This window comes from Dyadobacter frigoris, from assembly GCF_005280585.1.
GTDB lineage: Bacteria > Bacteroidota > Bacteroidia > Cytophagales > Spirosomataceae > Dyadobacter > Dyadobacter frigoris.
This window is the reverse complement of record NZ_SZVO01000003.1, coordinates 441787-454940: the sequence shown is the minus strand read 5'-3', so window position 1 is coordinate 454940 and position 13154 is coordinate 441787. Positions and strand designations below refer to the sequence as shown.

The 13154-nt window shown below is 39.7% G+C and carries 11 protein-coding genes; 6 read left to right on the top strand and 5 right to left on the bottom strand.

What is annotated here, in order from left to right:
* The first annotated feature begins 42 nt into the window (after window positions 1-42).
* Together FDK13_RS09005 and FDK13_RS09000 are read left to right on the top strand one after the other, a co-directional pair.
* Entirely contained in the window at window positions 43-1743 is a 1701-nt protein-coding gene (locus tag FDK13_RS09005) for a RagB/SusD family nutrient uptake outer membrane protein (RefSeq protein ID WP_137339639.1), read from the top strand.
* Window positions 1744-1908: 165 nt separating this feature from the next.
* Entirely contained in the window at window positions 1909-2826 is a 918-nt protein-coding gene (locus tag FDK13_RS09000; RefSeq protein ID WP_137339638.1) for a sugar phosphate isomerase/epimerase family protein, read from the top strand.
* 47 nt (window positions 2827-2873) lie between these two features.
* Here the strand turns inward: FDK13_RS09000 and FDK13_RS35340 are convergent, their stop codons facing one another.
* Window positions 2874-3017: a hypothetical protein gene (locus FDK13_RS35340; protein WP_170982753.1), complete on the bottom strand. Its 144-nt coding sequence runs from the start codon at window positions 3015-3017 to the stop codon at window positions 2874-2876.
* Window positions 3018-3334: 317 nt separating this feature from the next.
* Here FDK13_RS35340 and FDK13_RS08995 point away from each other — a divergent pair, with 317 nt between their 5' ends.
* From FDK13_RS08995 to FDK13_RS08985, 3 genes are all read left to right on the top strand, one after another.
* On the top strand, window positions 3335-4711 hold the full coding sequence (locus FDK13_RS08995; protein ID WP_137339637.1) for a 3-keto-disaccharide hydrolase: 1377 nt from the start codon (window positions 3335-3337) through the stop codon (window positions 4709-4711).
* A 31-nt stretch (window positions 4712-4742) separates the two neighbouring features.
* Window positions 4743-6083 (top strand): Gfo/Idh/MocA family protein, encoded by a 1341-nt coding sequence (locus tag FDK13_RS08990; RefSeq protein ID WP_137339636.1) that lies wholly within the window; start codon window positions 4743-4745, stop codon window positions 6081-6083.
* A 149-nt stretch (window positions 6084-6232) separates the two neighbouring features.
* Complete coding sequence (locus FDK13_RS08985) at window positions 6233-7273, top strand: DUF6807 domain-containing protein (protein WP_374756090.1); 1041 nt, start codon at window positions 6233-6235, stop codon at window positions 7271-7273.
* Window positions 7274-7373: 100 nt separating this feature from the next.
* Here FDK13_RS08985 and FDK13_RS08980 read toward each other — a convergent pair whose 3' ends face one another.
* The 4 genes from FDK13_RS08980 to FDK13_RS08965 all read right to left on the bottom strand — a co-directional run bounded on the left by FDK13_RS08980 (window position 7374) and on the right by FDK13_RS08965 (window position 11678).
* The gene (locus FDK13_RS08980; RefSeq protein WP_137339635.1) at window positions 7374-9107 is read right to left on the bottom strand and encodes a M14 family metallopeptidase; all 1734 of its coding nucleotides are present in this window, start codon (window positions 9105-9107) and stop codon (window positions 7374-7376) included.
* Window positions 9108-9189: 82 nt separating this feature from the next.
* Window positions 9190-9897 (bottom strand): hypothetical protein, encoded by a 708-nt coding sequence (locus tag FDK13_RS08975; RefSeq protein ID WP_137339634.1) that lies wholly within the window; start codon window positions 9895-9897, stop codon window positions 9190-9192.
* A 118-nt stretch (window positions 9898-10015) separates the two neighbouring features.
* Window positions 10016-10522, bottom strand: coding sequence for a DUF1648 domain-containing protein (locus FDK13_RS08970; protein ID WP_137339633.1), 507 nt, complete (start codon window positions 10520-10522; stop codon window positions 10016-10018).
* Window positions 10523-10544: 22 nt separating this feature from the next.
* On the bottom strand, window positions 10545-11678 hold the full coding sequence (locus tag FDK13_RS08965; protein WP_137339632.1) for a lipase family protein: 1134 nt from the start codon (window positions 11676-11678) through the stop codon (window positions 10545-10547).
* 219 nt (window positions 11679-11897) lie between these two features.
* Here FDK13_RS08965 and FDK13_RS08960 point away from each other — a divergent pair, with 219 nt between their 5' ends.
* Entirely contained in the window at window positions 11898-13154 is a 1257-nt protein-coding gene (locus tag FDK13_RS08960; RefSeq protein ID WP_137339631.1) for a cation:proton antiporter, read from the top strand.

Genomic DNA, 13154 nt, shown 5'->3' with positions numbered 1-13154 from the left:
ATTGAAAAATAGCCAGTTATTAACAATTTTAAAATTAAAAAAATGAAACATAAATATTTGACCAAATCATTCAGAGCACTTGGCATTGTGGCTTTGCTTCTGGTTGGACAGTCTTGTAAGGATTTACTTGAAGAAAAAGTAATTTCAAGCATTAGTGATGATTATCTTGCCACTACGGCAGGTTTTAATTCAGCAGTTAATTCTGCGTATTCGTCGCTACGAAATTTCTATGGTACGGAAAGAGGCCTTTCCATGACGGAGTATGGTACAGATTTATACTCTGCCGGTGCTGATGGAAGTTTTAAAGGCTTTCACTTTTATGATTCTCAGCTAATTGGTACAGTAAGTATCATTCAGGAGGTTTGGGAAGAGCTTTATAAGGGAATTAACACTTGTAATGCTGTGATTGAACGTGCAGCCGCAGTACCAGGTGTTTCTGACGCAATAAAAACCCAAAGAGTAGCAGAAATGAAGTTCTTAAGAGCGCATTATTACTTTATTCTCTTTCAGCAATTTGGTGGTGTAGATTTGCGTCTGACTGAGACAATTTTGCCGACAAAGACAACAAAACGTGCATCGGAGGCTGAAATGTACGCAGCCATTATCAAGGATCTTGAGGAATCGTTGCCAGGTTTGGAAAACAAAGCTAAATCTTCGGATTACGGTCGTGCTACAAAAGCTGCCGCTGAACATTTGCTTGCAAAAGTTTACCTTGCCAAGGCCACTTCTACTGTGAAAGCAGCGGATGATTATGCCAAAGCAGCAACTTATGCACAGAATGTAATTTCTAATTACGGTTTTAAATTGTTGCCGGATTTTGCAAGCGTTTTTGTTCAGGGAGCCGGTGAAATTAACGATGAAGTTATTTTTGCGGTACAGTATACTTCTGATCCGCTTACCAATATTTCCGATCCAACTACAAATGGTAACGGTAATAATCTTCACTTGCTTTTTGGTATGCAGTATGATGTACAGGCAGGTATGCAAAGGGATATTCAGTACGATCGTCCCTTCAAACGCTTGAAACCGACAACTTATGCTTTGGAAACTGTTTTCAAAGATCGTGTAAATGACTCACGCTACAAGAAAACGTTTAGAGATACATGGTTGTGTAATACAACGGGTGGAACTTTCACTAATGTATTTGACAATTCCAAAAAATCAGTAACGTTCAAAGCGGGTGATACAACAATATTTGTACCAGGTGTGGAATGGACTTTGGCGCAGCGGGCTGCGAAGCCTTACCAGGTTTTAGTACCAAGTCTGTACAGCCTTTCCCTTTTCCCGACGCTTGTGAAATTTATGGATCCGCTTCGTCCTGACAAAACATATGAAGCTGGTAGCCGTGATTATCTGGCTTTCCGTTTGGCCGATACTTATTTAATGCTGGCTGAGGCACAAATAAAACTTGGGAAAACTGCTGATGCTGTGACTTCAATAAACATGGTTCGTCGCCGTGCCGCGTTCTCAGGAAAAGAATCTGCCATGGAAATTACTGCTGCTGATGCAACTATGGATTTCCTTATGGAAGAACGCGGACGTGAATTACTTGGTGAACAAACACGTTGGCTGGATTTGAAACGTTGGGGAAATCTTGTGGACCGTGTAAAAAAATTCAACCCCGAGGCAGCGGTTAATATCAAAGAAACCAATAATCTTCGTCCGATCCCTCAGACACAAATTGACAGAAGTGATAAAGGAACGGATGGTGCTTCGGTGTTTCCACAAAATCCAGGGTATTGATCAAAGTGCTTAATTGTAAATAATAAATGGAATTTTAGAGTATCAGTATTTGGATATTCTATTTTCAAACTAGTAAGGAAAAGCTCCCGCTTATGGGGGCTTTTCCTCGTTATAGTCGTCTTGATATTACAGGACAAGTCATAAACCAAAACCAAAAATATTATAATGAAAAATATTGAATCCATTGACCGAAGATTATTTCTAAGAAACATGGTGATGGCGAGTGCAGCGCTGTTAACTTCATCCGCCTGGGCAGAAATACTTGTAAAAAAGGGGGATGTGAAAATCGGATATTCCGCTATAACCTGGGGCGGGAAAGATGAACAGGCCATAACCGATCTATCCGGGCTTGGATTTAGAGGAATCCAGTTGAGGGCTAATACTTTTGCTCCGTACCGGACAAGAGTTTCTGAATTAAAGGATTCACTTGCCAGGCACAATCTGACTTTGTGTATGTTTTCAAGCGGGAATGTGGAAATTGATCCGGCCAAACTGCAAAGTACAATTGACACGCATGTCGCACATGCGAGTTTTGTAAAGGCATTGGGTGGTAACGCTTTACAGTTAACCAACAGTTTGCGCCCGAAAGATCGTGCTCCTTCAATAGAAGAATTGAAAAAACTGGCTCAGGTAATGAATGAAGTCGGAAAGCAAACGGCAGATATGGGTGTTCAGGCCGTTTATCATAATCATATGAACCAGCTCGGCGAAACACCGGAAGAAGTGGATGTGATTGTGCAGGCCATGGATCCGCGCTATATCAAATTACTTCTGGACATAGCACATTACAAACAGGGTGGTGGAGAGCCCCAGGATGCGGTGATCAAATACAAAAACATCATTCATTCTCTGCATTTGAAAGATACCAAACCGGTAGAAAGTAAAAGCGGATACAAATTTGTGGAACTGGGGCAGGGGCGCGTAAATATTCCGGCTGTATTTGAATCCCTTGATAAAATCAAGTTTAAAGGTTGGGCTGTGATTGAACTTGACGGCGTACCTGATCCTGAGAAATCTCCTTTGGTTTGTGCCGAAATTAATAAGAAATACATTGTGGAGACTTTGAAGTATCCTTTGGGGTAAGGGTTTTAAAAAAGCGGTTATTCCCTGAATAACCGCTTTTTTTTAAATTATTTTTTCTTTGGCAGTTCCGGCAACTTTACATTTGCCAGCATTTTTTTCGCGAGTCCGACTTTCTCAGGAAATAATTCCTTTCCTTTAAATCTTTCCAGTCCCTTATTGATTTTGATGCTATTTGTATTTTGTGGTTTCATTTTTCACGGTTTTTTTTACCAAAATCTGACATGATTTTTTGTCTGCGGAATTCTTCAAGAGTGTATTTCAAATTCGATACTAACTGATAAGTGCTGGTCTATCCTTTAAAGACAGGAATATTATCGGTTTAATAATGAATACCTCACCGCGACTACTTTGATTAATAAATACTGTTACCCAAGAATTCATTCTAAACCTTTCAACAATTTGTCAGGGTAAAAGTGCTAATCTATCGTTATATAGTTTAAAGCTTTTCCTTCTTATATAACCAATCATAGTTATAATTTACAAACAGCCATTTTGGCGATAATGGAATATGAAAATTTACAAAGTACACATTGCGTTTTTAGTATTAATCTTATCATTTTCAGTAGCTAACGCACAAAAATCGAAAGATGGCTGGCAGGATCTGTTTAATGGAAAGGACCTGACCGGTTGGAAACAATTAAATGGAAAAGCTAAATATGAAGTAAAAGATGGCGCCATTGTAGGAACCTCGGTTATGGATACGCCAAATTCTTTTTTGACAACAGAAAAAAACTATGGTGATTTTATCTTCGAATGTGATGTAAAAGTTGATAATAAACTGAATTCCGGAATTCAAATCAGAAGTCTTTCCACACCTGATTATCAAAACGGACGGGTACATGGCTATCAGGTTGAAATTGATCCGAGCGACCGTGCGTGGTCAGGCGGACTTTATGATGAAGCACGTCGTGGCTGGTTATATTCATTGGATATCAATCCTGAAGGGAAAAAAGCCTTCAAAAAAGATGCCTGGAATAAATATCGTATAGAAGCAATCGGAAATTCGATCCGCACTTTTGTCAATGGAATTCCGGTGGCTGATGTTGTGGATGATATGACTCCTAGCGGATTTATTTGCTTGCAGGTTCACGCAATTGGTAACAAAGATAAAAGTCTGGAAGGCACGCAGGTGAGCTGGAAAAATGTTCGCATCAAAACGACCAACCTTAAACCAAGTCGAAAAACGAATATCCGTATTGTCAACCTTATTCCAAATACACTTGTGGAAGCTGAAAAAGCGCAAGGATGGAATTTGCTTTATGATGGAAAGTCGGTTGATCAATGGACCTCTTATGCCGGTCCGGAATTCCCTTCAAAACGCTGGAACTACAATGACGGGTCTATTACTATTTCAAAATCAGACGGTTCTGAAACAGGAAATGATATCATCACGAAAGAACTTTACGGACCAGCGTTTGAATTTCAGTTTCAATTTAAATTAACAGAAGGTGCTAATAGCGGGGTGAAATATTTTGTTGATAAAAAGTTTAATTCCAACGGAAAATCCGGTGTTGGACTGGAATTTCAGGTTCTTGATGACGAAAGACATCCGGATGCAAAAATGGGCAAAAACGGAAACAGAACCATCGGCTCACTTTACGATATCATCACATCCGAAAAACCTGCGAATGCAATCAAAAAAATTGGGGAATGGAATTTGGGACGAATTGTAGTAAACCCGGATGGCACCGTTCAGCATTTTTTAAATAATCATAAAGTTGTTGAGTATGTTCGTGGATCTCAATCTTTTAAGGACTTGGTAGCACAGTCGAAGTTCAAAGGCTTTGAAGGTTTTGGTCTTTCTGAAAAAGGATATCTGTTGTTACAGGATCATGGGGATAATGTTTCTTTCCGTAGCCTGAAAGTTAAGGTATTAAGTAAATAAAATTTAGTCTTTCAAAATTTCATTCATAATTATGACTACCAGAAGAGATTTTATCAAAAAAACAGCTTTGATAACCGCAGGAGCTGCTGTAAGTATCAACTCAGTAAACGCATCAAGCTATCGCCGTATTTTAGGAGCTAATGACCGTGTGCGTGTAGGAATTATCGGATTCTCTGATCGTTTCCGCAGCTCGCTTGCTCCAAGTTTTGCTGAACATTCCAAAGAAATGAATTTTGAGTTCATGGGCGTTTCCGACATCTGGAACCGTCGCCGTGACGAAGCTGAAAAATTTATAAAAGGAAAAGGCTGGTCGGCCAGCGAATTTGTTAAAGCACGTAACAACGAGGAATTGCTGGCTCGTAAAGATGTTGATGCAGTTATCATCAGTACTGCCGATTTTCAACATGCGCTTCATTGTGTTGAAGCAGTAAAATCTGGTCGTGATGTATATGTTGAAAAACCTTTTGCTGAATCTTTGGCTGACGGAAAACTTGCACTGAAAACAGTAGAAGCTTCCAAGCAAATTGTTCAGGTAGGTTCGCAGCGCCGCAGTGCTCCTAACTATCATGCTGCCAATGACTTTATCAAATCGGGTAAATTTGGAGATATTTCGATGGTTGAAATGACCTGGAATGTTAATCAGCCCGGAAGATGGAGACGTGCCGAACTGGTTTCTCAAATCAGAAAAGAAGATACTGACTGGGATCGTTTCTTATTGAATCGTCCGAAAACAGAATGGAATCCACGTCATTATCTTGAATTCCGTTTGTTTTATCCATATTCATCAGGTCTGCCGGGACAATGGATGTCGCACCAGATTGATACAGTTCACTGGTTCTCAGGATTGGAAGCGCCACGCAGCGTTGTAGCAAATGGAGGCGTGTATGTCTGGAAAGACGGTCGTGTAAATGCGGATACTTTCTCGGCAACATTTGACTATGGCCCTTTTGATAATCCGGATAAAGGATTTCAGGTAATTTATTCTGCACGTATGCACCAGGCCGCTGGGGATGTGAAAGAATATTATTACTCAAATGGTGGTATGATCAATCTGGATACCAACAAAATCACTTCCGAAGGTGGATTAAAAGAAAAAGATGCTGCCGCAATGGGTATGAAAGCGAATTTGCTTCCTGATCAGTCTTTAAAAACGGGTGAAAAAATTTCGACAGATGCCAATACTGGATCTGACCCGATGACGTCACTTCACATGCGTAACTGGATGGAATGTGTACGCAGCCGCAAGCAGCCAAACGCGCCGGCACGTGCAGGATTCAACCATTCGGTAGCAAATATTATGTCAACACAAGCTTTGCACACGGGTAAAAAAGTGACCTGGGATCCAAAGAAAAGCGACATCGTGCTAAGTTAATTTTTATTTAAACGCAGAGGTAAGGGGAGCGGCCGCCGCGCGGTTATGCGCAGAGTTACACAGAGTTTTTTGTTTAAAATAAAATACCTCAGTGTAACTCTGCGTAAAACTCCCCCTTACTGTGCGTTTAACACTTAAAAGATATACAAGTGAAGTTTAGATATACCAGTATTGCGATTGCTGCTTTTTCTTTGGCAGTGAGCGGCTTGGTTCAGGCCCAGAAGGTTGACCTGGTCGATAATAAAAAAGAAAAAAAGGTGGAGGTAAATATTGATGGGAAACCATTTACTTCTTATTTCTATCCGGGTGAAGATGTTTTGAAAAAGGCAGTTCTTTATCCGGTCATGACAGCAAAAGGTACTTTGGTAACCCGTGGCTGGCCACTAGATCCACGTCCGGGAGAACGTATCGATCACCCGCACCACGTCGGGATCTGGCTGAACTATGAGAATGTAAATGACAACGATTACTGGAACAACAGTAATGCGGTTGATCACGTAAAACATGCTTACGGAACCATAAAACATACCGGAATTGCTTCCATAAAAAGTGGAAAAGATAAAGGAGAATTAACCGTTACTGCCGACTGGGTTGACAGAGACGGCAAGCTGACTTTGCAGGAAAAAACGACTTACATATTTTCGGGAAAAGGTACTACCAGAACCGTCGATCGTTTAACGACTTTGACTGCCGTTATCGACGCTGCTATGCCGGATGTTAAAGACGGAATGTTTGCTATTCGTGTGGCAAGAGAACTGGAATTGCCTTCGACAAAACCTGAAATATTTACAGATGCAAGCGGGATTGCGACCAAAGTTCCTACGCTGAATAATGAAGGAATTACCGGAAATTACCGTAACAGTAATGGCGTTACAGGTGAAGATGTTTGGGCTAAAAGAGCAGTCTGGTGTAACCTGACAGGAAAAATCAAAGATGAGGACATCAGTATCGCCATCATTGATCATCCAAAAAATGTTGGTTATCCTGCTTATTTTCATGCAAGAGGTTACGGCTTATTTGCAGTGAACCCATTAGGTCAGGAAGCTTTCAGTGATGGAAAAGAAGTTTTGAATTTCAAATTGAAAAAAGGAGAATCTACAACTTTCCGTTACCGGTTAGTAGTTGCATCAGAACATCTTTCAGATGCATCAATCAATGCTATGGCTGCTGATTTTGCAAAAGTGAAGTAATTATCTTAATCATAAGTAAATAAAAAAACGGCTTGTAATTTCTTCCGTGGAGGTAGAAATCACAAGCCGTTTTTAGTTATTGGAATAAAATTGATTCTGGTTATTTCCCCATAACCCTAAAAACAGGATATCTTAAATATTCCTTTTCTCTGTAAGGAGAATTTTCATAAATAAATCGTAACTGTGCATCTCCGCTTTTGGCAAAGGCCTCGTCAGATTTTCTTTTGTCATCCAATAGTTTTTGCAATTCTGGCGATTTGCTCAAAAGCTCAGCAGCCAGATCTTCAAAAACGTAACTGGAATAACCTTCTTTTGCCTGAAGAATCGTATCAAAGAAATTCCATTTGAAAAACGAATCAACCGCTTTCGGTTCCAAGGTTTCAATAATATAGCGGTTTGTCCATTGATTTACAGGAATATACCAGTCACCTTTACTGAATTTTACTTTTTTCTTTTCTGTGCGAAGTTCCGTATTCGTATGCCAGTAATGTCCTTCAAAAGGCTGTTTTGGCGCGTCGTAGCTTTGGATATAATAAACTTCAACATCGCGTTCTTCATCTTTTTCAATCTGCGTCATTTGTACCTGATTGAGTTTTAAAAGATCGATCACGTTAAACCAGCCTTGCGGAATAATGTAGGCCAATGGTTTTTGAACAACGTCCAGCGGTTCATAAGTATCGTAAAATGGTGCCTTCACATTTAAAGGTTTCGTACGATCATAATGCAGCCGATCTTTACCGCTTACCTTACTTGGATAATATTCCGGAGTAAATCCTTTGAAGTCGATTTCCGTAGATTTCTCTTTATTGTTTTGCCAGGTAATTGCGAATTTTTCCTGCGTTTTTACGGCCTCTTTTGTCTCTTTCCGAATCTGTAAAACAGCCTTTCTATACTGAGCCAAAACTTTCAGATTTCCATGCAGATAGGCATAAGTTGCCTTCACACGTTTATCATACGATTTAAGCATATGTGTTTCAGTCATCACCCCAAGCGTATGAAAAAGCGCAGCATAACCGGTTGAATATCTCGGCCAGTCAGGGAATTGGACAAAACCTTTATCCGGCGTTTGCCCCCAGGAATTTACATAAGGCGTCGCTTCGTAACCTGCTTCTTCCAGGTATTTGTACATAAAGGGAAGGAAAGTTTCTCTTTGAAATTTTCCCAAAGAACCGCCTAATTTATCCTGCTGGGCATAATCCAACGTCATCACGTACTGATAATCTGCGCCATTACTTACGTGTGTATCAGCGAAAAGGTCCGGGTCTAATTCGTGAAATATGGCGGCAAAACTTTTTGCATTACGCGTATCATTTTTGATGAAATCACGGTTCAAATCATAGTTTCGTGCATTTCCCCGAAAGCCGTATTCTACCGGTCCATCCTGATTTGTACGTGTGGTGCTATTGCGGTTCAGCGCGCCGCCGATGTTGTAAAATGGAATAATCGCCAGTACTACGCTATCCAACTCCGGGAATTTTTCGGGATGAAGCGCAATGTCACGGAGTAAAAGCATGGAAGCATCCACACCGTCGGGTTCGCCAGGGTGAATGGCGTTATTGATCAAGTAAATTGCTTTTCCCTGCGCCTTCAGTTTTTCAATATCGAAGGTTTTAGTTTTGGAATAAAGTACCAGACTTAAAGGTTTTCCACTGTCGGTCAGGCCTTTTTCTGTGATTTGAATTTGGGGGAAGTTTTTGGCTAAAAGTTTGTAATAAGCGATACCTTCTTCATAAGTCGGTGTTTCTTTTTCGCCGCTTTTTTCAAAATGTGTTTGGTACTGGGCAATGGCTGCTGTGGAAAAAAAAAGCAGTATTGCCAGGAGTGTTTTTTGCATAATAGTTTTAAAAAAATTGCATATCGACAATTTTACAGATAAGACTGTCCATATGCAATTTTACTTTACTATTATTTGGCAATTATTCTTCTTCTGATACTAAAATGTCGGGATGTGACGTAGCTTCATAATTATCCGCATATTTAATATCGTCTAACCAATAAGCCGAGCTTACGATATCAAATGTTATTTCGTTTGTTTTCTTTTCAATCGTTTTAAGCTCCCAGATAATATTTTTGGCTTCCTCAAAACTTGTTCCTTCCAGTTGATCGCCAAAAAGACGGTTTACCAAATTATGATCTGACATTCCCTGAGCCAAAATTCTTACAATCGGAGCCTCTGGATTTTCTTCAAAAATCGATAAACTCTCAGGATTTTCAGCTGTAAGTTTTAGTTTAAACTGAACTGCTTCTGCTCTTGGAAATTTGCCGTTATAAGCATCAAACAGAAGTTGGGTTGCTTTGAAGAAACTGACATGCAGATCCAGTTTTGGATTTTCTTCCCACAATTTTTCTGTCAGCATCTGATGCGAAAGATTTTCTATCTGGCCATCGGTTAGATTTTCTTCAAGTAAATACTCCAAAACCAGTTTGGCAGCTTCGGCCGGTTCATAGTCGGTAATTGACATGAAACACATTTCTTTCAATTCTGCTTCGCTGATTTCATCCGGATTTTCGTAATCCATTTTCACTAACAAAGCCTTGTAATCAGTATTTGTCCAGGAACCAGGAATTTCTTTTATCGGAGTGAATGATGTTATTTCGACTGCAAATTTATTTTTGTCTTCCATAAATCTTTTATTTGAATGCTTATTGGATAAAACATTTAACCACGAATGATTAGACGTTAGATTCAAGATTAAGTAATCTCAAAATTAAAGTAAGGAAAACTGTGCCAGCAATCAATTTTTAACTTCTATTTCTAGGAGATAAGGTTCTTTTGAAATAAAAAGCGATCGGAAATAATAGCGAAACCATAACAATGGGAAGAAATAAAGATCCCAAACCTTTTACATGTCCGTCAACAACCAAATTGGTAACGACCAGAATGTAAATAAATCCCACCATGGCAATTAACCGAATAAAGCGGATTGTCCTGATAGCGAAATCGAAATTTTTATTTGGTACCAACGTTGCTTTCGATGGATTGAAAACAAATTTAATTGATAAGGTAATACACATGAAAATGGCAGCGGCGATCGCGAATACTGCAAAAATCATTACTTTTTTTCCAAAGCCATCAGCATGTCCTACCACATTAAAATGAAGTGGGATAATGTCCGGTGAACGGACATAAGTGAATACGGTTATCAAACCCAGTGCGATTAAACCAAACCAGCCCGCGGTATCTAACATTTTGTCAACACCGGAAAATTTGGATTTTGCTGACGGTTTTGTGCTTTTAATCTTTGCCATTATTATTAATTTATGTGCAAATCTAATGTTTATATTGATCGATCAGATACAAATAAGGTTCTAAAAGATGATGCGCAAAAACATCTGTTTTGGAATCCGGGAACAATTTGTAATAAGCGTCATCACCGAGCAGGGTGATTGTGGGTCCAATCCTCACATAATCAGAAGTTTTTACATAAACCGGAGGCTGGAATTCGGGCAGCGTTTTCTTAACCATTTTGGAAACATAATTCCCAAGGTATTTCTCATAATGACGCTGCGCTTTTTCACTTGGTTTTTTCAGTTGCCTGTAAGCATGGCGAAGCGCAATTCTTGTAAAAAATTTTTGCTTTTTCAAAACCCCGTCAATATCCCGGAATGGATTTGTCTCATTAAAATCGGATAAATTCTGTACGGAAAATGGCGTTTGCGGAACCCAGTCAGCGCCATTGATCACATTGATACCCCAGCCCCCATCAATCAGATTTTCATATTCATAAGCGTAATAAACATTTCCTGCCTTTGGTGCTGCACTGCAATAGGTTTTGAAACGAATATCTTTTGGTAAAACATTTTGCTTTTGAAGATTGTATAAATGAGACGTCATCAGATAAGTGAGCGCACCTCCCTGACTGTGGCCCATGATGATGAATTCTTTAATTCCTATTTTATAACAGGAATCAATTTTAGGGAGAATATCTCTGGCAAGATAAGCAACGCCAATAAGCCAGCCGACATGCACAGCTGCCCGTGGATTTTCTGCCAAGTGATATTTGAAGGTAAAATCGTTTGAAAGTTTGAGTTCTCCCTGAGCAGGTACCATAGCCGCATAAAAATTTTGAAGCCAGCTAACAGGATTTGTTGTTGTGCCACGAAGATTAATCACAGCCACCGCAGATTTTTTACTACTCCAAAGATCCCAGCGATTATCCATGCCCACAATGGGTGAATTGTAAATGGATTTGAAATGAACGGGATATGGAATTTTATTCTTGGTGGTATCATAAAGTCTGGCATGCATTTTCATCAGTTCAATATATTCCTGTTTCTCAAAACCAGGTTTTAAAACACTGGTCTGAGCATGTGCCGGAATAATGCATTGAGCTACCAATAAAGAAAAAATGATACTTCTGATCATTTTTGCCGGTACTTTGAAAGATAGAAGAAGTGTGATCATAGCTGTTGTTGAATGTGTAGTAAATATATTAATTAATGTTGCTGCAAGTGTGCTTGTTCCTATTTAACGGCAGTTTTTTTGAAAAATAATTAGTCCAAAACCATGTTGCATTTGACTTTTTCCAATTATTAGAATACACTTAGAGTTTGGTTATAAGCTCTGTGAAATTTTTATGGCTGCTATTTATTTTTTATTTTAGCCAGTCTAAAAAATATTTTCATGGAGTTATACTATTCGTTTTCTGTATTAATTGTCATATCTGCGGTCTTTGCTTACATCAACGCGCGTTTCCTGAAATTGCCTGCTTCCATCGGCGTAATGGTCATTGCGCTCCTGGTTTCTCTGGGTTTGCTTGCGACCGATAATATATTTCCCCACACATTTGACAGGATCACAACGTTACTGAACAGCATCGATCTGACCGAAATTTTGATGGGTGCGATGCTTAACTTTTTACTTTTCGCTGGTGCTATCCATATCCATTTGGAGGACTTAAAAGAACAGCGGATACCCGTCATGGTTTTCTCCACGGTAAGTGTGGTGATTTCCACATTTGTGATTGGTTTGATGATGTATGAAATTCTTCCATGGCTTGGCTTAGGCATTCCGTTCATTCAGTGCCTGGTTTTTGGAGCGCTTATTTCTCCCACGGATCCCATTGCCGTTTTAGGTATTTTAAAACAGGCCGGTGTACCCAAATCTCTGGAAACCAAAATTGCCGGTGAATCACTTTTCAATGATGGAATGGCCGTTGTTGTTTTTATTATCATGCTCGCTTTGGCGAGAGGTGAGGAGGTCAATACTTCTTTTGTTGGTATATCAACGCTTTTGGCAAAAGAAGCCCTGGGGGGAATATTATTGGGTGTTGTGCTCGGATTTATCGGTTCTCATGCCAATAATAAGGTGGATGGCTATAATGTTCACGTACTGATTACACTCGCAATTGTCATGGGCGGGCATTTGGCAGCAGAAGCTATGCACATGTCAGGACCGCTTGCTATGGTTGCTGCCGGATTGATGATTGGTAACTATGGGAAAAATCTGGGAAATATTACGGCAACGGAGCAAGATTACCTCGACAAATTCTGGGAGCTTATCGATGAAATATTAAATGCGCTTTTATTCCTGATTATTGGATTTGAATTATTGCTGATCCCGGATCTGAAACAATATGGCTGGATAGGAACCATTACGATTGCAGTCGTTTTATTTGCCCGGTTTATCTCAATTTATATTCCGGTCAGGATTATTCCTTTTCGCAAACGGTTTGGTAAACAATCCATTATCATTCTCGTTTGGGGAGGTTTAAGAGGCGGTGTTTCCATCGCACTGGCTTTGTCGATTGATAATGATCTGAACAAAAACCTGCTTCTGGCAATTACTTATTTCGTAGTTCTCTTTTCAATAATTGTACAAGGCCTTACGGTTGGGAAACTGACCGGGAAAATTGATAATGTAGAAGATGCGATAATTTGA